This is a genomic window from Sphingobacterium thermophilum (assembly GCF_039541675.1).
GTDB lineage: Bacteria > Bacteroidota > Bacteroidia > Sphingobacteriales > Sphingobacteriaceae > Sphingobacterium > Sphingobacterium thermophilum.
In genome coordinates, this window is the sequence record NZ_BAABGR010000035.1 from 133550 (window position 1) to 153587 (window position 20038).

The 20038-nt window shown below is 42.0% G+C and carries 17 protein-coding genes and 2 pseudogenes; 10 read left to right on the forward strand and 9 right to left on the reverse strand.

All coding sequences use genetic code 11. From position 1 onward, the window contains the following. Positions 1 to 47: 47 nt before the first annotated feature. Entirely contained in the window at positions 48 to 875 is an 828-nt protein-coding gene (locus ABD873_RS11265) for a glycogen/starch synthase (protein ID WP_345068386.1), read from the reverse strand. A gap of 145 nt (positions 876 to 1020) precedes the next feature. Here ABD873_RS11265 and panC point away from each other — a divergent pair, with 145 nt between their 5' ends. The 6 genes from panC (at position 1021) to ABD873_RS11295 (ending at position 6263) form a co-directional block, all read left to right on the forward strand. Continuing rightward, the gene (panC, locus tag ABD873_RS11270) at positions 1021 to 1872 is read left to right on the forward strand and encodes a pantoate--beta-alanine ligase (protein ID WP_345068388.1); all 852 of its coding nucleotides are present in this window, start codon (positions 1021 to 1023) and stop codon (positions 1870 to 1872) included. Between the two features lie 34 nt (positions 1873 to 1906). Next, entirely contained in the window at positions 1907 to 2257 is a 351-nt protein-coding gene (panD, locus tag ABD873_RS11275; protein ID WP_039053228.1) for an aspartate 1-decarboxylase, read from the forward strand. Between the two features lie 14 nt (positions 2258 to 2271). After that, positions 2272 to 2628, forward strand: coding sequence for a hypothetical protein (locus ABD873_RS11280; protein ID WP_345068390.1), 357 nt, complete (start codon positions 2272 to 2274; stop codon positions 2626 to 2628). Positions 2629 to 2803: 175 nt separating this feature from the next. Further along, positions 2804 to 5029 carry a TonB-dependent receptor gene (locus ABD873_RS11285; protein ID WP_345068392.1) on the forward strand — a complete coding sequence of 742 codons (2226 nt, stop codon included), beginning with the start codon at positions 2804 to 2806 and terminating at the stop codon, positions 5027 to 5029. Positions 5030 to 5034: 5 nt separating this feature from the next. Next, complete coding sequence (locus ABD873_RS11290) at positions 5035 to 5523, forward strand: thioredoxin domain-containing protein (protein WP_039053227.1); 489 nt, start codon at positions 5035 to 5037, stop codon at positions 5521 to 5523. Positions 5524 to 5609: 86 nt separating this feature from the next. Then, positions 5610 to 6263 carry an FKBP-type peptidyl-prolyl cis-trans isomerase gene (locus ABD873_RS11295; RefSeq protein WP_345068395.1) on the forward strand — a complete coding sequence of 218 codons (654 nt, stop codon included), beginning with the start codon at positions 5610 to 5612 and terminating at the stop codon, positions 6261 to 6263. A 63-nt stretch (positions 6264 to 6326) separates the two neighbouring features. Here the strand turns inward: ABD873_RS11295 and gldB are convergent, their stop codons facing one another. After that, positions 6327 to 7364, reverse strand: coding sequence for a gliding motility lipoprotein GldB (gene gldB, locus ABD873_RS11300; RefSeq protein ID WP_345068397.1), 1038 nt, complete (start codon positions 7362 to 7364; stop codon positions 6327 to 6329). Between the two features lie 48 nt (positions 7365 to 7412). Between gldB and ABD873_RS11305 the strand changes: the two genes are divergently transcribed. From ABD873_RS11305 to ABD873_RS11315, 3 genes are read left to right on the forward strand one after another with little or no spacing between them, the layout of a single operon-like run. After that, on the forward strand, positions 7413 to 8075 hold the full coding sequence (locus ABD873_RS11305) for a porin family protein (RefSeq protein WP_345068399.1): 663 nt from the start codon (positions 7413 to 7415) through the stop codon (positions 8073 to 8075). Between the two features lie 23 nt (positions 8076 to 8098). Next, positions 8099 to 9739 carry an NAD+ synthase gene (locus ABD873_RS11310; protein ID WP_345068401.1) on the forward strand — a complete coding sequence of 547 codons (1641 nt, stop codon included), beginning with the start codon at positions 8099 to 8101 and terminating at the stop codon, positions 9737 to 9739. A gap of 59 nt (positions 9740 to 9798) precedes the next feature. Beyond that, positions 9799 to 10371 carry a DUF4136 domain-containing protein gene (locus ABD873_RS11315; protein WP_039053224.1) on the forward strand — a complete coding sequence of 191 codons (573 nt, stop codon included), beginning with the start codon at positions 9799 to 9801 and terminating at the stop codon, positions 10369 to 10371. Positions 10372 to 10418: 47 nt separating this feature from the next. On the opposite strand, the gene ABD873_RS11320 is transcribed toward ABD873_RS11315, so the two are convergent. From ABD873_RS11320 to ABD873_RS11350, 7 genes and pseudogenes are all read right to left on the reverse strand, one after another. Beyond that, a complete protein-coding gene (locus tag ABD873_RS11320) occupies positions 10419 to 11459 on the reverse strand; it encodes a GntR family transcriptional regulator (RefSeq protein ID WP_345068403.1) in 1041 nt (346 codons plus the stop codon). Positions 11460 to 11626: 167 nt separating this feature from the next. Continuing rightward, positions 11627 to 12904, reverse strand: coding sequence for a M28 family metallopeptidase (locus tag ABD873_RS11325; RefSeq protein ID WP_345068405.1), 1278 nt, complete (start codon positions 12902 to 12904; stop codon positions 11627 to 11629). After that, positions 12894 to 14726, reverse strand: a pseudogene (locus ABD873_RS11330) (CocE/NonD family hydrolase). The gene ABD873_RS11325 and the pseudogene ABD873_RS11330 overlap by 11 nt, the downstream one beginning before the upstream one ends. 3 nt (positions 14727 to 14729) lie before the next feature. Beyond that, positions 14730 to 17027, reverse strand: a complete 2298-nt coding sequence (locus ABD873_RS11335) for a GH92 family glycosyl hydrolase (protein ID WP_345068818.1) — start codon at positions 17025 to 17027, stop codon at positions 14730 to 14732. Between the two features lie 4 nt (positions 17028 to 17031). After that, a complete protein-coding gene (locus ABD873_RS11340) occupies positions 17032 to 17631 on the reverse strand; it encodes a hypothetical protein (protein WP_345068407.1) in 600 nt (199 codons plus the stop codon). Continuing rightward, positions 17613 to 18173 (reverse strand): glycoside hydrolase family protein, encoded by a 561-nt coding sequence (locus ABD873_RS11345; RefSeq protein WP_345068409.1) that lies wholly within the window; start codon positions 18171 to 18173, stop codon positions 17613 to 17615. Before ABD873_RS11345 ends, ABD873_RS11340 begins: the two co-directional genes overlap by 19 nt. A 2-nt stretch (positions 18174 to 18175) precedes the next feature. Next, a complete protein-coding gene (locus ABD873_RS11350; protein WP_345068820.1) occupies positions 18176 to 19498 on the reverse strand; it encodes a glycoside hydrolase family 28 protein in 1323 nt (440 codons plus the stop codon). A 102-nt stretch (positions 19499 to 19600) separates the two neighbouring features. On the opposite strand from ABD873_RS11350, the pseudogene ABD873_RS11355 reads away from it, so the two are divergent. Then, positions 19601 to 20038 (forward strand): annotated as a pseudogene (locus tag ABD873_RS11355) (transposase); the annotation flags it as partial.

Sequence of the window (20038 nt, forward strand, 5' to 3'; positions counted from 1 at the left end):
AGGCTTTCCTTGACAGGAAAGCCTTTTAATGTATGTTGTATGTTAATTTATGCTTCCACCTCTACCGAAGAGAACTCTTCGTAAAGTGCAGCATAGCTCTCATAATCATCAGAAGATTCAGGAGTAACGACACGAATATTATTGTCATCCACGAACTTCAACACTTCCGCATTAAGGTTGTCATCAGCTTTCACCACAACATCCGTATAGCTTAAAGCTCCCTTGTAAATATCTACATAACTTCCTGAGCCGTACACCGCAGCATCATCCGCACTTACATCTTCCTGAGCAGCCATCTCGGCATATTTAGAAGTCAACGTATCTTGACCAAAGTCAGCATCTTCGTTGAACAAAGAATATATCACTTTCACATCTTTGAAGGTAGGGTCGTCATGGAAAACCTTCTTCAAGTACATAGGTACCATAGCAGAAAACCATCCATGGCAATGTACCACATCCGGCGACCAGCCTAACTTCTTAACTGTTTCTAACGCTCCTTTACAGAAAAATAAAGAACGCTCGTTATTATCTTCAAAGAATGATCCGTTTTCATCTCTGAATACTTTCTTTCTTTGGAAGTACTCCTCATTATCCAAGAAATACACCTGCATACGTGCTGCTGGCAATGAGGCTACTTTAATAATCAATGGATTATCGTTATTATCCACCACAATATTCATTCCCGACAACCTTATTACCTCGTGAAGACGATTTCTGCGCTCATTGATATTACCGAAACGAGGCATAAGAATACGGATTTCAAATCCTTTTTCTTGCATCGCTTGAGGTAACTGGCGTGTGATTTCAGAAATTTTACTTATTTCAAGGAAAGGCGACATTTCGTGGGTAATAAACAATATTTTCGTTTTTGCCATCTCCAATTGTGTTTTTTTTATATGAACAGTAAAATCGGTTCACAAAGATACGAATAATAAACAATTTTTACAATTCTTTGGGATTTATACCTTTCTAATTACAAATTTATTATGCAATTTTGACCCCTATTTTACCCATATAGATATGGAAATTTTCAAAACCCAAAAAGAGCTTCGCAACTACCTTGAAAAGCCACGTGCGGAGCACAAAAAAATAGCGTTAGTGCCTACTATGGGCGCTTTGCACGAAGGACATCTGTCCCTCATCCAACAAGCCCAGCAACGCGCAGATATTGTTGTTTGCAGCATCTTTGTAAACCCTACGCAATTCAACGATCCGAAAGATCTGGAAAAGTATCCCAGACCTATAGAACAAGATATAGATTTGTTACAAAAGCAAGGATGTGACGTCCTTTTTCTGCCCACTGTCGAAGAGATGTATCCCGACCCGGAGGAACAATGGCATATTGACCTAGGACGTCTTGACCAAATATGGGAAGGAGCTCAAAGACCTGGACATTTTCAGGGTGTCACGCAGATTGTCTACAAGCTCTTCACGCTCGTAAACCCGAATATAGCGTGCTTCGGACAGAAAGATTTCCAGCAGGTAATGGTAATTCAGCGTCTCATAGAGATTAAAACCCTCAACATACAATTGGTCATCTGTCCCATTATACGTAGCGAGGAAGGACTGGCACTCAGCTCCCGAAACACGCGCCTTTCTGAACAAGGTAAAAAGAAAGCCCTCATCCTTTACAGGACGCTGTCAGCCGTAAAGCAAGCTTTCCAAGAAAATATAGCGCTGGACAAAATTCAGCAGCTGGCAGAAAATATGATTGCTGCAGAAAGAGACGTAGATCTGGAATATTTTGCCATAAGTGAGACTCGAACACTCGAAAGAGCGGACAGCATAGAGCCAGGAAAACAGTATGTAGCACATATAGTAGCTTGGATTGAAGGTGTAAGATTAATTGACAATATGCTGTTAAACGACTAAAACGCGTTATTTTAAAAAAGCGTAACTTTGTATTATGATGATTGAAGTAATGAAGTCCAAAATTCACCGTGCTCGTGTTACACAAGCCGAGTTGAATTATGTGGGGAGTATTACCATCGACGAGGATTTGATGGACGAAGCAGATATTATTGCTAACGAAAAGGTACAAATTGTAAACAACAATAATGGCGCAAGATTAGAAACTTACGTCATCCCGGGCGAAAGAGGTTCCGGCACAATCTGTCTCAACGGTGCTGCAGCCCGCCTGGTGCAGGTAGGAGATATCGTCATTATTATCTCTTACGCTCTCATGGACAAGGAAGAAGCGAAATCCTATAAACCGAAAGTAGTTTTCCCGGATGAAAATAATAGACTGATTAAATAAATTTGTATCATCAGATGGTACACACTATTTCGACATATCGCCGACTCATAGCCTCGCTGTTAGCAGCGTGGATGAGTGTGATTGTGATTAGCGGAATAGTCTTTATGCACAAGGAGGTAACATCTAAGGGTGAAATCGTCATTCACGTCCACCCTTATGATTTTACCAAGAAACACAAACACAAGAGCGACGCCGAAATACGCTTCTTGGACGTCATCTATCAGGGAACTTTCATACAAACAGACATTCAGGTCTTTGAAGTTCCTTTCTTTCCTGAATTCCCTATTGAGAAAAATGTCGTTTACAGCTGCTTTATCCCTGCTGTAACGATTTTCCATTCGTACCTACGAGGCCCACCGACGCTTGTTTGATTGACATAAAAATTTTCAAGGTATGATAATCATGCCTTGCAAGATTATTGTCTAATCTTTTAGGCAGTGCTGTACCTGTATTCGTAGTCAAGGACCAGGACCGGAACTTGACTGTAATGCTGTATACAGCTTATGCTATAACCCATATTAATCGTAAAACAAGCTATAAACCAATATGAAACAATATTGCAAGTACATTATATTAATGCTCGCTTTCGTAGGATTTACTTTCTTTGCTCAGGCACAACAGATCTTACAAGGTATCGTAAAAACCACAGATAACACGCCTATCGAAAAGGCTACTGTAACCGTAGATGGCACAAAAACTGCCACCTCTACAGACGCTAACGGAAAATTTACCCTACAAATTCCGGCAGGCAAAACCAAAATTACCGTAAGAGCATTAGGCTACGCCTTGACACAAAAAACCATCAGCTCCGACTTTAAGAACGAGATAGAGATAATCTTAGAAAAAGACGACTATAAACTCGAAGAGGTAGTGGTGTCTGGCTCCCTTAAGCAAGTTTCTAAGCTGGACAGCCCCATACCCGTGGAGGTATTTACCGCTAAGTTCTTTCAAACTAACCCTGCTCCTACAATTTTCGAATCCCTACAAAATATTAATGGAATACGCCCACAGATAAACTGCAGCATCTGCAACACCGGTGACATCCACATCAATGGACTAGAGGGGCCCTACACCATGGTCATGATTGATGGCATGCCTATTGTTTCGGGACTATCTACCGTATACGGTCTGAACGGAATCCCTCAGGCATTGGTGGAACGTGTAGAAGTGGTAAAAGGGCCCGCCTCTACCCTATATGGTAGTGAAGCGGTGGGAGGACTTATCAATATCATCACTAAAACACCAACCTCGGCACCAAGATTTAATGTAGAAAGCTTCGGTACCTCATGGCAGGAATACAACCTTGACGTGGGAGGAAAATTTAAACTCGGCAAAGCGCAATCTCTTCTGGGGGCCAACTACTTCAAATACGGAAACCCTGAAGATAAAAATGGAGATAACTTTACGGACGTAACCCTCCAAAATAGAATATCCATCTTCAACAAATGGAATATCGATCGTGCAGATAACAAACTGTTCAGCGTCGCTGCTCGGTATGTTTATGAAGACCGATGGGGAGGTGAGATGAACTGGTCCCGCAAATTCCGCGGTGGAGATGAAGTGTATGGTGAAAGTATCTATACCAAACGATGGGAACTGATGGGGGCTTATGATTTGCCTACTACGGAAAATTTTACTTTCACCTTCAGCTTAAACGGCCATGACCAAAACAGTGCCTACGGCAACACTTTCTACATTGCCAATCAGAAAATTGCCTATGGACAGCTGACCTGGCGTAAAGAATTCGGCAAGCATGACCTATTGATGGGAGCAGCCTATCGTTATACCTATTATGACGATAATACCGTAGCCACCACAGAAGCTTCCAAGACACATTTGCCGGGATTTTTTGTTCAGGATGAGATCACAATACATCCTCAACACAAGTTGCTATTGGGAGCACGATATGACTATAACTCCATCCATGGAAGTATCCTCTCTCCACGTATCAACTATAAATGGAATTCGGAGGACAGAACTCAGGTACTACGCATAGGCGTAGGAAACGGCTACCGTGTGGCTAATATCTTCACCGAAGACCATGCAGCCCTTACAGGTGCCCGCCAAGTGGTGTTTGTCGACAACCTGAAACCTGAAACTTCTTGGAATGGAAATATAAACTATATCAAAAAATTCTACATGCCGGGCGGTTCGGTATTCTCTGTGGATGCCAGCGCCTTTTACACCTATTTCGATAACAAAATTATTCCGGACTACGAAACCAATGTAAATCAAATCATATATGGCAACTTGGAAGGACATGCTGTCTCCAAAGGAGTATCCCTAAATATTGACTGGGCACATAGCAGTGGCCTTAAAGCAATGATAGGGTCCACACTGATGGATGTGTATAGCGTAGAAGAAGGAATCAGACAGCAGCAGATGCTGACAGAAAAAGTGATGGGCACCTGGACTATAGGATACAACCTAAGACGCCATAAAATCTCGTTCGACTACACGGGAAACCTGATAGGACCAATGAAACTGCCGACACTAGGAGAAAACGATCCTCGTCCTGACAAATCGAAAGCATGGAGCATCCAAAACATTCAGGTGACTAAGCAATTCAATAACGGATGGGAAATTTTCGGTGGGGTAAAGAACTTCCTCAACTGGACACCGACAAAAGGAGGTATCGAGATCATTTCCCGTTCACATGATCCTTTCGAAAAGATTGACGATCCTAATCTCTTGCCTTTCGACACTAGCTACGTATACGGTCCTAATCAAGGAGCTCGTGGATTTTTAGGTTTACGATACAATCTACTCTAAAAATTATGAGCAGAACAACCTTAATAGCTTTCATTATAAGCCTCTGTGCATGGCAATACAGTCATGCACAGGCTTTTTCAGTACATATTAATCAACTGGACAGCCTTATGCTCCATGCCCCAAAACCGGTGCTTATTTTGCTTTCTACAGACTGGTGTTCCATTTGTGCATCCCAGAAAGACATCCTCCGCAAACATAAAAGGTTTCATCAGCTATCCCCCCATTTTTACTTCGTGGAGTTCAACGGTGAAAGCAGAGAAAGGGTCATCTATCAAGGCAAAGAATATTTCTACCGACCATCAGGAGTGAATGTAGGTAGCCACGAACTGACGCAGCACTTAAACGACAATGACAAGGCGGCTTATCCCACTTGGATTCTGTTATCTCCCGGTTACCAACAAGTTTTCAAACAAAAGGGACTGTTAAATGTTTTACAGTTGGACGAGCTGTTGACAGCCATGGAGAAAACATTTGTCCAACAAAATAAAAAATGACAGCCACCCTGTAGCAAAAGTATAAATCTTAACGTTATAAACTTAAAACTATATTTTTCATCATTAATTAACACGAAATACCATTTATGAAAAAACTAATTCGCTTTCTTTTTGTCGTATCCTTATCCACTGCAGCATTTACATCCTGCAACGACACCGATGGCCCGGACATCAATGAAATAAGATTGAGAAACGATCAGTATGCGGATTCTATTTTAAGTGTTGAAAAACCTAAAATCGAAGCGTACGTTCAAGCTAATTTGATTAATGCTGTTGAAGATACCACAAAATATCCTTTCGAAGTTTTAAACAAACAAGTAAAAAGAGGTATTTGGTATGAAATATTATCCCAACCTACAGACGACTCATACGAATATAAATTGAACGCTACTCAGACAAACGTAGTGTATCCAACGTGGAAGTTAAAATACTCGGTAAAACTACTGACCAGTGATACTCCTGTCTTTTCGGATACAGAAGGATCCACATATTCATTGACATCCAATGACAACAATAACATTTTCACTTATGCTTGGCTTGTAGCTTTCTTCCCTGCGCGTTACTCCCTTAACGGTTCGTTCATCCCTTACGTGGGGCTTACCGAGAAAGGTTTGAAAAAGGGAAGCAAAATCAAGCTAGTGGTGCCATCGATTTATGCGTATGGAAGCACAGGTCTTTCTGGCAAAGTACCGGCAAATTCACCTTTGGTATATGAATTTGAGGTATTGGACATCCAATAAAGAACTGACTTATCCGAATGTAGAAACCAATAATAAAAAAGCAAACCTTTCAGGTTTGCTTTTTTATTTGCCCTTAAACTTGGAGGCTTCCATGATCTGCTGTGCATCAGTTTTGGCAAACAGCGTTTTCAAGGTCTCTTGCGGATGTTTTTCCATATAGCGGCGGACAATCATCCAACCCATATAGGACCCCAACTTAGGGGCGGATTCGTTCCTCTCTCCCAGCTCCGGCGTAAAAGGCGCTTCCGAAAAATATTTCTGTATTCGATTCCAATCTGTGCTATAAAGCAGATTTTCCTGAATAAACCACGACCAGATATCGGACTGGTATTTGCGGACCCAAGCCATCTGCTCCGATGTATATCCTATTTTAATCTCATCGCTGACATCCTCTAACAAGACATCCATCGCATATAGAATTTTCCCATTATATATCATGTGTTGCAATGTGTTTTGTACCTCTTCTCCCATAGGAAAAAGGTCCTCCCGCAGTATGACTTCTATCACCCTTGGCGTAATATATTCAGGAGCAAAACGACGGGAAATATATAAAGGAATGGAATGTATAAGTGCCGGATAAAACTCTGAATCGGCACCCAAAAACATATCCAATCCTATTCCGACATAGTCTTCACCAATCGGTGTTTGATATTCAAAACCACTGAAATACGTGATAAAACGCGGAATCTTATACTCGGGGAAATAATACTTGATATAGCGTAAGGCCTGAGATATTTCCTTTTCATACTGGCTCATAGAAGGATATTTCTTTTGTACAGCAGCACTCAGGCCGTTAAACTCTTTCTGCTGCAGAATATATTGCAACTGTTTCTGCACATTGACAGAATCTTTGGGGCTGCCAATCTTGAGCATCTGTACCATGAAGTCTGTATAAAACTCGCCGTACTGCTGCTGCCATTTCCTATTTTTGTTTAGAATGTCCCCTGGCTGTAAATTTCCCAATTCTTGATCAAAACGTTCTATTTTTACCTCAACGGCGATGTCCGACACATCAGGTCTCTGAATTGTAGAGGATTCGCGACAGGAAGTTATGGCAAGTATTAAAAAAAAGAAATACTTTTGTAGTGATATAATTCTCATGTAAAACACGATTTTTAAAACCTCAAATTTAACATTAAAATTAAAAGTATGTCAAAATTTACCAAAACTGCTGTTAAGACCCTAGGAGCCATCGCTTTATTATGTATGGCATTCACAGCAAAAGCTCAGGATTATTATACTAAGTCGAGAGCAAAAGGCTTCGACGACGAGAAGAATATTCGTTTGGCACTTTCTGTAAACCCTAACATTGGCTGGTTCAGATTTGCGGATGACGAAAACAATGCTGGTGCTAAGGTGGGATTCTCGTACGGTCTAATCGCGGATTTAGGCTTTGCAAAAAATTATTATTTCTCTACAGGTCTTTTGATTAATACTATTTCCTCGAAGGCAGAATATGCAGATGTAAAATACGATTTGCAACGTCTTCAATATGTTGATATACCGTTGACTATCAAATTGAAATCAGAAGAAAATGAAACAGGCAGATTCTACGGACAATTCGGTTTTACTGCGGGATTTAAAGTATCAGGAAGACAAAGGCTTGAAGGAGAGACCAAAAAGACAAGCATCCCTAAAGATGACCTTTTCCGTCTAGGCTTGCAACTCGGTGGGGGAAAAGAATGGAAATTGTCTGACAACATGAATTTCATGACCGGCTTGTCGTTCAACAACGGCTTTACACGTGCCATCAACAATTCTGGAAAACCAAAAACATCATACGTAGCTCTTAACTTGGCTTTATTCTTCTAACATAATATTCTTATACATCTACAATGAAAATAGCATTAGCGCAACTGAACTATCATATCGGCAATTTTGAATCGAATGAAGAGAAAATTATTCAAGCCATCCAACGAGCTAAAGAACAGCAGGCAGATCTGATTCTCTTTGCCGAGCTGGCCGTCGGAGGATATCCGGCCAAAGACCTACTTCGCAATGCTGTTTTCATTGAAAGATGTAGAAAATCTCTTGAAAACATTGCCACTCACTGTACAGATATTGACTGTATCATCGGGGTACCACTAAAAAACCCTAAAGGCGAGGGCAAAGCCCTAGTAAATGCTGCTGTCGTCCTTTCGAAAGGAGAAATAGCCTGCACAGTACACAAATCCCTCTTGCCTGACTATGACGTCTTCGACGAATACCGCTATTTTGAGCCCAACGACGTGTACGAATGTATCACGCTGAAGGACACCAAAATTGCTTTAACCATTTGTGAAGACCTCTGGGACAACGATTTCGACAACTCGTACAAGGGAGATCTGATGCTGGAACTCAGCAAGCAGAATCCGGATATCATCATTAACCTCGCTGCATCGCCATTTTCTTACGTTCATTACCACAAACGTCTGGAAGTCTTGCGTTCCAATATTGAAAAGGCACAGACCCCCCTCTTGTATGTAAACCAGGTGGGAGCACATACAGACCTCATCTTCGACGGACGCTCTTTGGCTCTCGACTCCAAAGGACAGGTCCTTGCTGAGCTGAAAGCTTTCGAAGAAGATATGCAGTTTGTGGAACTTCAGGGTAAAGAACTAAAAGCAGAACAGCCACCCGTGACGGAAGAAAAATCGGAAATAGCACTGATTCATGATGCCCTGATTCTAGGCTTGAGAGACTTCTTCAGCAAGTCAGGATTCCAAAAAGCAGTGTTAGGACTTTCAGGAGGACTGGACTCTGCCGTAGTGGCGGCCTTAGCCGTCGAAGCCTTAGGCAGAGAGAATGTACTTGCCGTACTCATGCCTTCCATCTATTCCTCGGATCACTCCATCAGTGATGCCTTAGCTTTGGTAGAAAACACAGGCTGTAAGCATCTGATCTTACCAATTAAAGATATTGCCCAAGCTTTTGAAAATACCCTCTCAGAAGCTTTTGCTGGCCTAAAGCCGGACACTACGGAAGAAAACATACAGGCACGTACACGTGGAACGCTGCTTATGGCCGTATCCAATAAGTTTGGATACATCCTGCTTAACACCTCCAACAAGAGTGAAGCCGCGGTGGGATATGGCACACTGTACGGCGATATGGCTGGAGCATTAAGTGTTATAGGCGATATTTATAAGACCCAAGCCTACGAGCTCGCCCACTACATTAACCGCAATGAAGAAATTATACCGCTTAACACAATAACCAAAGCACCTTCTGCAGAGCTGCGTCCTGACCAGAAAGACTCTGACTCCTTACCTCCATACGAAATCTTAGATGCTATCTTGTATCAGCTTATAGAGAAAGAAAAATCGGGCAGTGAGGTCGTAAATTTAGGTTTTGAAGAAACACTAGTACAGCGCATTTCCAAGATGCTAGCCGGAGCCGAATTCAAGCGTTTCCAGGCCCCTCCTATTCTACGAGTGAGTCCTAAAGCATTTGGCGCCGGAAGGGCAATGCCTTTGGTCGCTAAAAATATTTTTTAGTGCATTAAACCAATGGGATTTATGACTGTCCAAAGCTATACAACAAGAATAGCCTGGTCATGAAAAATCTTGGATATATATTCATAGGTCTGGCGATATGGATATTATCGTCATGTACGACCAACCGTTTTCATACTACACGTGTGTATGAGATAGACTTCAGTAAGTTTAAAACTTACGGCTGGCTTCCTCCTGTCGATTCATTGTCTAAAGATTACTATAACAACGACATTGCAAAAGCCAACATCATGTCTGCGGCAAATAAAGAGATTGAAGCTCGCGGACTTACCTATAGCAAAGAAAATCCAGACATACTTTTTAGATATATAGCCATTGTCAACAACAAAAGCAGGTTAGTCTATAGTCATCCTACTTATTTCGGATGGGGAGGACCTTGGTGGGGATGGTATCCTTGGGCAGGCTATGCCTACTACGGACCTTCCGTTCCCATTGGCAAACAGAAGGTGCGCTACGGACATATCATCCTAGAAGCCATAGACCGTAACAATAAAACCGTGATCTGGCAGGCACGCGGAACATCCGAAGTCGATGCACCAGAAAAAGCTATAAACGCTTTGCCAAACCTTATTCACGGCATCATGAAAGAATACCCTATAAAATCCACTAAGTAAAAAAGAGCTTTCCTTAACGGAAAGCTCTTTTATTTGAGATGTATTCACTAGATAGATGCTCTTATGATAATGTCGAATGGCACTTCCACATGCTCTTTCGACTTGTTTTTAATCAACTGTGCGGCCGCCTTACCCATATATTCAAAATTTGTGGAAATGGTTGTAATGCTGTTCAGAATAAATTTTTTCAGCGGCGTTTCGTTATAGGAGATGATACCTACATCTTTTCCCACCTCTAGTTTTTGAGCAAGGATTTTTTCCAGCATAAGTGCCAAGTCCCGTTCAACGATATTGATATAACAGGTACCAGATTTTATTTTCTCCTGCTTCAAATTGGACACAAGGGTATGGTCTATCCCATGTTCTTGACAGAACTTATAGAATCCTTTGATTATGGCTTTCGGATAGTCACTATGAACAGGGAACACCAGCTTTATGGTCTCATACTTTTTCAGATGCTCTATCGCCTTATTGAGCGCCGTATAGATATCGTTCTCATGATTCTCAAAGACTGCGGGGAATTCTCCTTCCAAGTCAGGAATAAGTTTACTCAACAGCAGTAGCTTCTCCGAAGGGATATATCGGCTAATGATTTCTGCTGCCTGATCTGCTTCTTCCTTAAAGTGTGGAAAGATAACGTAATGGTCGTAAGTCTTAGTAAAATTCAGGAGTAGAGATTTCAAATAAGAGATATCGCTATTATACACGAAAAGATCCAAGGCGGACCATTCTCCCATCTCGCTGGCGAAAGCATCGTAAACTATTTTTTTGTGCTCACTAAGCTTGTTGAGTAAGACGGCAATGCGTGGTCCCTGTTTGAGCTCATTCACGGCGATAAAGAAACCTTTGCCTGGAGCAGAATAGATCACCCCTTTATTCTTTAGATATTTGTATGCCTTCTCCGCGGTGTCGCGCGACACCTCCAAAAAGCTAGAAATTTCGTTGATAGAAGGAAGGACATCTCCCTTCTTGAAAATTTTATGATGAATTCCATTGATGATAGAATCGGCAAGTTGCTTATACTTTGGCGTAGCAGATAAGTCACTAATTTCTATTGAATCAAAGAATTCGGTAATGGATACTGTCATGATACAATGCTTTTGACCCTCAACATGTCACTAAAGATATTACTTTTTTGCAACTCGATGACAATTTGAATTTCCATTTAACTCACACATCTTATCCAAATTACTAATAAAAAAAATTCCTCTAATAAAATAATTAGAGGAATTTATATTCTTACTAGCAGCTGAATCTATTTGAACGTGTCTATATACTTTATCAATAGCTTAGCGTAATTCGTAAAGTTGGTAAAAGGCAGTGTTTCATAAACATCATAAATATCATGATAAGCACTGATTCCACCCAAAGTATAGATAAAGAAACAAGGTACACCTCGTTCGTAGAAAGGCTGGTGATCACTGCGGTTCATCTCTCCTCGGATACGCACCTCGGGAAGGAAGTTGTTCTCCTTATTCAGTTCCACCATACGGTCAAATTCTTTACGGAATATAGAACCATTTACCACCTGTATACCGTCATCTCCTGTTCCTGCCATATCTAGGTTTAACAAAAATTTTATCTTCGACAGGTCGATAAGGGGATTTTCAGCGAAGAACTTAGAACCCAAAAGACCACTCTCTTCAGCCGAGAAAGCCAAGAACACCATATCGTATTTACTAGGATGCTTAGCGTAATAGTTGCTCAAATACAACATCAGAGCCGTACCGCTGGCATTGTCGTTTGCACCTTTGAAGATGACATTTTTACCTATAGCCCCTATATGATCGTAATGGGCGGTGATAACGATAGTCGAATCCGTATCGCCAGTTCCTTTAAGGAAGCCACATACGTTTTGGGTTTGGTAATCTTTCTTATGTTCTGCCACTACTTGAAGTGTCAACAGACCTTCTCTCTTTGATGTTTCGAAATCTTTAAGATATAATACAGGCTTTTCAATTTGGTATAATAGCGTTCTCCACAACAGTTTATTGGAAGAATTTATAATTACGCCGGCATGAACACCTTTATTTTTCAAGACTTCTATCCATTTTCTAAAAGTGTCATTACCCAATTGGGCGATAGCTTCCTTTTCTTCAATATAAAGGAATCGACCTTGGTACGCGACGTTGGAAAGAATGTCCTTCTCTAGGTCTTTCGTGAAATCATCTGTTGTCAATCTGATCCACGCGAAAGAGCCTTTGATGCTTTTGCTAGCCGCATCGATAAGGAAGTCGCATCCTACTTTAAGCTTTTTCCCATCAATAGCAACAGTAGTTTCCTTGGGAAAAGTATTCGGTGAAAGGGTAAAATATTGGAAGTAGCCTTTATCGGTTCCTGACAAAGGTACAATTCCATTGTTGTTAAATTCTTTGGCAATGTAATTTGCTGCTTTGCGGTCACCGTCAAACACAAATCCACGACCATAATATTTTGCCGACGCAATCTCCTTGACAATACGTCTTCCATACTCCTCTTGTGCTGACACCACCGTCGCAAGCAACAAGAATAAAACTAACAGTCTACTTTTCATATAAAACAGGTAAAATTAAACTTGAAGAGTATTCTTTATTAAGATAAATAGTGTGTGTCTGTTTGCTAAAATCGCTATCCTCCGCTTTGTAGATATCTACAAACTTCTGAGGGTTTCGGTCCACCAGCGGGAACCAAGTACTTTGTATCTGCACCATGATGCGATGTCCTTTCTTAAACACATGGGCAGCATCCTGCATATCAAATTTGACGCGATAAGTCTTATTCGGCAGCATAGGCTCCGGCTCAGAGAAGCTATTGCGGTATTTGGCACGCATGACTTCCCCTCTTATCATCAGCTGATAGTCTGACATTGCGGATTTAGAATTATAAGGATAGACATCTATAAGCTTGACAATAAAGTCGGCATCCGTTCCTGTCGTCGAAACATATAAATCTGCCATTATATTGCCGGCTATTGTCACATCTTCTTCAAGCACATCACTTTCAAAGACCAGCACGTCGGGGCGTTTAGCAGCAAAAAACTGATCTTCAACCATATACTTATGCCCACGAAATACTGTTCTTTCGTTGGTGTAAGGCACAGGATGGTTAGGGTCACTGTCATAGTTAAGCTTACCTTCAGCAGCTCGTGGTGCTACAAAACTAACAGTGCGGTCGGCATGTAAGTAAAAACGTGTTTCGGATACTTTATGAGAAGGCCAGCTATCCATAGTCTTCCAATAATTGGCACCGGTGAAGAACACCTGCACCTTAGGAATTTCTCTTTCGCTTTCATCCTTCAAATATTTCCTGAAGAAAGGCATCTCTATATGCTTACGGTAATATTCCGAAGTGTTGCTTTCAAAATTCAAGTTGAAAAGGCTATCCCCTTTGCCACGTAGCCAAGAGCCGTGATACCACGGTCCCATGACAAAATGCGTATGAGAAGGGTTCGTCTTTTTAGATGAGCATAGGTCTTCAGAGGACCATATAGATCTTCTTGGTCAAACCAACCAACCTCCTACGACCAACACCTGCGGATGAAACTTATTGATATGCTTCAGATAATTGCGATCCTGCCAATACTGATCGTAGTTGGGATGAGCCATCATCTCATTCCACAGAACGCTTTTATAATGGAGGTGCTTCTCGTTGAAATTTTTGAGCGCACCTGTCTTTAAGTAGAAGTTGTAAGTATCCGAAGTGTTGTAAGCCCCGAATCCTCCTGGATGACGTGTGGAAATAGAATCGCGTTCGCGTCCGAAAGAACTCAAAAAAGAAAAGGTCCCCATCAACATGAAAGCACCATTATGGTGACGATCATCTCCTAGAAACCAATCCGTTACGGGGGCCTGCGGCGATACTGCCTTTAGACAGGGATGCGCGTTTATCAAAGACATGGAAGCGTATAAGCCGGGAGACGAAACTCCCCATATGCCTACTTTCTTGTTGGATTTAACATTTTTCACCAACCAGTCTATAGTGTCATAGGTGTCCGTAGCTTCATCAACACTACCGTCCGTGGCTACCGGTCTGTTCGCGATAAAATGACCTTCGGACATATATTTACCGCGAACATCCTGATATACAAAAACATAGCCATCATACATATAGTCCCTATTGGGACCTAAAGGTACCTTATAGTTGCTTTCTCCATAAGGTGCTATACTATATGGCGTACGAATCATAAGGATAGGATAATCTTTGCTTTTATCCTGCGGTTCGTAAATAGCCGTATAGAGTTTGACGCCATCACGCATAGGGATATATACCTCGCGTTTGGTATAATTTTTCTTTACAAAAAGAGTATCATTAGTTTGGGCTACACCCCAAGATATTCCTATAAAATGAATTAAGAACAGAATTGAAAAAACACGCATTTCCTACTTCACCGGTTTACTACTCATCACAAATAACAATTCTCCGCCAGCCATGATTTCCTCATGAGTGATATATGTTCTGTCCAACTCTTTATTGTTCAACAAAACCTTAGATACGTAAACGTTCTTTTCGGACTGGTTTTTGGTTCTGATGACAAATTGTTTTCCGTTATCGAGATTGATGACTGCTTGTTTTACGAGAGGGCTACCTAAGTCATAGTGCAGCGAGCCCGGTGCTATAGGATAAAATCCCATGGCGCCGAAAAGATACCAAGCGCTCATCTGTCCGCAGTCGTCATTACCTCCCAAGCCATCGTGACGGGCCTGATACATGGCTCTCAAGATTTGACGCACGCGGGCTTGTGTTTTCCAAGGTGTGCCGGCATAATTGTATAAATACACCACATGATGTGAAGGTTCGTTGCCATGGACATAGTTTCCTATGATTCCGTCACGGGTGATATCTTCTGTATTTTCGAAATACTTATCCGGAAGTTCCATCGTAAACAGAGAGTCAAGGTAGTTGACAAACCTTTTCTTGTTGCCATGCAAGGCTACCAAGGCATTAGGGTCCTGCGGTACGAACAGGCTATAGTTCCACGAGTTACCTTCGATAAAACCTTGTCCATGTGTATCCAATACATCGAAATCTTTGACAAAATTACCTTTGGCATCCTTAGGGCGCATAAAGCCTATAGAAGGGTCAAAGACATTCTTCCAGTTTTGAGCACGTTTCATGTAGGTGTCGTACACATCTTTTCTGCCCAACTTAAGCGCTAACTGGGCGATACACCAGTCGTTATATGCATATTCCAAGGTTGTAGACACCGAATTGCTATTTACTTCATGCGGAATATAGCCGTAATCTATATATTCACCGATACCTTCATAGTCTCTTCTGTTTGAGGTGGCAATACAAGCTTCCAAAGCGCGGTGAGGGTCTCCTTTATAGACACCCTTAAGGATGGCATCTGCTATGACAGAAACGGCATGATAACCGCTCATACACCAATTGTCGTTGGCATAGTGCGACCAGATAGGAAGCATGTTGAGCACGCTTTGGTCGTAATGTGCCAACATAGACTCCACCATATCGGCATTACGCGACGGCTGGAGGATGTTAAAGAAAGGATGGAGAGCTCTGAACGTATCCCACAATGAAAAGGTAGTATAGTTGGTAAACCCTTGAGCTGTGTGTACCTCCTGATCCAATCCTTTATACTGACCGTTTACATCCATATAGATGGTAGGGCCTAAATAGGCGTGGTACATGGCTGTATAGAAATTGACCTTATCATCTTCGGTGATAGTCTCTATTGCGATTTTGGAAAGCTCTTCGTTCCACTTGCTTTTGCCGGCTTCTTTGACACGGTCGAAATCCCAATGTGGCACTTCCGCACGAAGGTTTTGTAGTGCGTTGCTTTGACTTACAGGTGAGATAGCAAATTTGATCTGAACAGGTTCATCCTTGTTGGTATCGAAGTCAAAATACATGACCATATCTTTTCCGGCGAGGTCAGCAAAGTTTTCATCTTGATTGAACTTACGCCAGAAGCCTCTATACACCTGGTTCTTGTCAAAGCTTTTACGTCCATAACTCTTGAAAGGCTTGGAAAATGTCATGGCGAAATATACGGTACGTGTGCGCGCCCAACCGTGTGTTTGGCGATAGCCTGTTACTAAGGTGTCGTTTACTACACGCACCACCGTCCATACATTCTTGCCGTCATAATTATAAATTCCGGACTTTAAATCGAGGATGATATGTGCCTCTTTGGAGTCAGGAAAAGTATAGCGGTGGAAGCCTACACGCTCGGTTGTTGTCAGCTCAGCCTGCACATTGTAATCTTCTAACAGCACTTTATAGTAGTTGGCTTCCGCCACCTCATTCTGATGACTAAACTTACTGCGGTATCCTGTACGCGTATCCTGTGCCACGCCGGGGTTAAGCTGCAACTTTCCTACTGTCGGCATGATAAGGAAATCCCCCAAGTCTGAATGACCGGTCCCACTAAAGTGGGTATGGCTAAACCCTACAATGGAGTTATCCTCATACTGATAGCCGGCACAATATTTATATACGTCTTTGTTATACTTTCCTTCATGTTCATAAGACAAGGTATCCGTTTCGGGGCTCAGCTGTACGGAGCCGAAAGGTACTGTAGCTCCAGGAAAAGTGTGTCCCATACGGGCAGTTCCTATCATCGGGTTTACATAGTCTACCGGTCTTTTCTGTGCGACGGCATTGGAGAATACCGTAGCGGTTAAGACCATAATACTGCAAATGTTTTTGAGGTTCATCATACTATTTCGTGTTATGCTTTATAATTTGTTTTTTGGATTTAACGCCTTTTTCTATCACCCTCACACCCTTTAGCGTATGCCCGTTTACTTTGTCCAATACTATGGCAGGTCTATAATCTTGGTCGCGGGCAATAAGCTTCACATTATCAAAGGTAATGTTATTCGCGTTTTTCACAAAAACACCCCAGGCAGGAAGTTCTTTAAATTGAGAAAATTCCGGATAGGCCTCCGCCATTTCGGGGATAGATTCTAAATCTTTTGGCGACACCCCTCTAAAAGCATAATTAGGATTTCCTTTCCCCGGATAGGAAATTTCTATATTTCTTAGAATGATATTTTCAATTTTCATATTTTCCAGACCTACTATGCTGGAAGGAGACACATTGCGTGGATTATCCTCAATAGGCCCTTCGTACACATAGCCAGCATCAGGCTTTTCCTCCGTAATCTCGGCATAGAAATTTTGTATGGTCACATTTTTCAAAACACCGATACGCTTGTTATTCCAGCGAGATCCTATACGTAAATAAATAGGGTTTCCGGTATGATAGGCGTATAGGCTATCCACTAAGATATCTTCTGCTATGCCTCCGTCGGGCACGGCGATGGTAAATGCCGATTGATAGCTGAGTTAACATTTTTGGAGATCAAGATGCTGTCCACCTTGACATCTTCTACATGAATTAAAGCGATAGAGGCCGGCTGCTGCTCTATAGCATAGCTTAGTATCCCCGCCTTATTTATTTTTTCGATGAAGGATGTCATAGCCTGCGGCTGAAATTCGATAACACCCTTTCCCGTAAGATGAACATGCTGTACACTGTCACCTATCAAGAGTGCACGCTCTCCCTTCAGTGGCGTATAGTCATTCGGATTGGGACTAGCTAACAATACAGCACCTTCATGAAGCTCGATGGTAACATTGGATTTCAGCTGCAGAGACCCCGTAACATAGCGTCCTACATAAAAATTCAGCTTACCTCCTCCTTTGGCCGAAATAAAGTCTATAGCATATTGTATGGCAGTAGTATTGTTGGTGATGCCATCCGATATGCAACCAAACTTAGAGGCATTGTATTCCTGCGCAGAAAGGTTCTGAATAAAGAATAGTGTTATGATGAAGCTATAAATAAGTCTTTTCATGATTATTGAATTACGGTATTAGGCGATTTGTAAATAACAATTTGCTGTTTTTGTCCTGCATCGGGTTCTACTGTCTTTACATCGACGAATCTGGAGTCACTGATCTTGTCGGCCACTACGGCAGGGCGGTAATCTGCTTTCAATGCTTTGAAGGTTATATTCTTCAAAGTGATGTTTTCGACGTGACGCAAATAAAAGCCCCAAGCAGGCAACTCTTTGAATTGCGAGAACTCCGGATAGGCCGTTTCCATCTCTGGTATGCTTTCAAGGTCTTCAGCCTTTGTACCACGGTAAGCATAGAAAGGATCTCCTCCACCCGGATATACCATTTCTATATTTTCCAGCAGCACATTTTGAATTTTGTAATTTGGAAGTCCTACGATACTTGCCGGAGAAATGTTGCGTGGCAAATCTTCTATAGGACCTTCGTAGCTATATCCTGCATCCGGCTTTGCTGCTGGAACTTCAGCATATACATTTTTTATAGTAATATTTTTCATGGAAGGCTTTTTCCCTTTACTCCAGCGGTCGCCGATACGCAGGTATATGACGTTTCCGGTATTGATAGAACGTACGCCATCGACTAAGATATTTTCCACGAAACCACCGTCTACCGCAGCAAAAGTTATGGCCGAGCGATAAGTGTCGTAGACAGTGAGGTTACGTACGGTAACATTTCTGAAGCCTCCACGTGAAACCGTACCGAACTTAAAGGCACTGGCGCTCGAGCGGGCCGTACAATTTTCGATTAAAATGTTGTCACAAAATTTTGTGGCATCATGTGATTTGAGACATATAGCATCGTCTGCCGCATCGAAGAAAGAGTTTCTTACCACCACATTGACACAATCGACCAAGCCTATACCGTCATTGTTCCAGTACGACTTGCTATCGACGGTGATACCGTCCACCAAAAGGTCCTCACATTGGTCGTAGGTTTGGTTCCAGCTTGCCGGATCTTTCAATGTTATCCCTTGTATTACTATATTTTTACAAGCGAGGAAATAAATGTTCTGCGGGCGTTTCCACTCCCTTACACGATCATATTTCAATTCATCTTCGATAAGACCACGCTGCACCATATTCAACGTATTCAATGCATTGTCTATGCCTCCTCCTTGGATCATACCTTGCCCTGTTATGGCAATATTTTCCTGACGTACAGCATAGATCAAAGCCTTCCATGTAATAGAACCCAGCGTATCCAAAGGGTAATCGAAAGGGTTTTTGGAACCTAAGATGACAGCTCCCCTCTCTAGATGTAATGTTACATTAGACTTCAGGTAGATGGTACCTGTCAAATATTTCCCTGCCGGAAAGATGATACGACCACCTCCATTTTGCGATGACCTCTCCCCTTAAAACTGGAGCATTTAAAAGTAGAGAATTCGTTTATGAATTACTAATTTTAAACGGGAGGAATATCCATGAAAAAATCAAAGTTTACCGAAGCGCAGATCGCCTTTGCCATCAAGCAGGCCGAGACCGGTACATGCGTCGAGGAAGTGTGCCGCAAAATGGGAATCAGTGAAGCCACTTTCTACAACTGGAAGAAGAAATATGGTGGCTTAGGGGTAGCGGAACTGCGCCGTCTGCGGCAGCTTGAAGAGGAGAATGCTCAATTAAAAAAGTTGGTTGCGGATCTGAGCCTGGATAAGCAGATGCTGCAAGACGTTTTAAAAAAAAGTATTAAATCCTGCTCAACGTCGAAAAATGGTTGCTGGATTGGTTTCTGATTATCGAGTTTCCCTTCGCAGAGCATGCAATGTATCACTGCTGAGTACGTCCGTGTGGTATTATAAAAATGTTCGTAAGAACGATGCTCCACTACGGCAGCGCATACGGAATATTGCGGAGACGCGGGT

What these genes read in the sequence shown, in the direction of transcription:
- ABD873_RS11345 (WP_345068409.1), bottom strand. Translation starts at nt 18,173, where the DNA reads ATGAAAAGACTTATTTATAGCTTCATCATAACACTATTCTTTATTCAG.
- ABD873_RS11280 (WP_345068390.1), top strand. Translation starts at nt 2,272, where the DNA reads ATGGTACACACTATTTCGACATATCGCCGACTCATAGCCTCGCTGTTA.
- ABD873_RS11310 (WP_345068401.1), top strand. Translation starts at nt 8,099, where the DNA reads ATGAAAATAGCATTAGCGCAACTGAACTATCATATCGGCAATTTTGAA.
- ABD873_RS11295 (WP_345068395.1), top strand. Translation starts at nt 5,610, where the DNA reads ATGAAAAAACTAATTCGCTTTCTTTTTGTCGTATCCTTATCCACTGCA.
- ABD873_RS11320 (WP_345068403.1), bottom strand. Translation starts at nt 11,459, where the DNA reads ATGACAGTATCCATTACCGAATTCTTTGATTCAATAGAAATTAGTGAC.
- ABD873_RS11265 (WP_345068386.1), bottom strand. Translation starts at nt 875, where the DNA reads ATGGCAAAAACGAAAATATTGTTTATTACCCACGAAATGTCGCCTTTC.
- ABD873_RS11315 (WP_039053224.1), top strand. Translation starts at nt 9,799, where the DNA reads ATGAAAAATCTTGGATATATATTCATAGGTCTGGCGATATGGATATTA.
- ABD873_RS11285 (WP_345068392.1), top strand. Translation starts at nt 2,804, where the DNA reads ATGAAACAATATTGCAAGTACATTATATTAATGCTCGCTTTCGTAGGA.
- gldB (WP_345068397.1), bottom strand. Translation starts at nt 7,364, where the DNA reads ATGAGAATTATATCACTACAAAAGTATTTCTTTTTTTTAATACTTGCC.
- ABD873_RS11325 (WP_345068405.1), bottom strand. Translation starts at nt 12,904, where the DNA reads ATGAAAAGTAGACTGTTAGTTTTATTCTTGTTGCTTGCGACGGTGGTG.
- ABD873_RS11290 (WP_039053227.1), top strand. Translation starts at nt 5,035, where the DNA reads ATGAGCAGAACAACCTTAATAGCTTTCATTATAAGCCTCTGTGCATGG.
- ABD873_RS11305 (WP_345068399.1), top strand. Translation starts at nt 7,413, where the DNA reads ATGTCAAAATTTACCAAAACTGCTGTTAAGACCCTAGGAGCCATCGCT.
- panD (WP_039053228.1), top strand. Translation starts at nt 1,907, where the DNA reads ATGATGATTGAAGTAATGAAGTCCAAAATTCACCGTGCTCGTGTTACA.
- ABD873_RS11335 (WP_345068818.1), bottom strand. Translation starts at nt 17,027, where the DNA reads ATGAACCTCAAAAACATTTGCAGTATTATGGTCTTAACCGCTACGGTA.
- panC (WP_345068388.1), top strand. Translation starts at nt 1,021, where the DNA reads ATGGAAATTTTCAAAACCCAAAAAGAGCTTCGCAACTACCTTGAAAAG.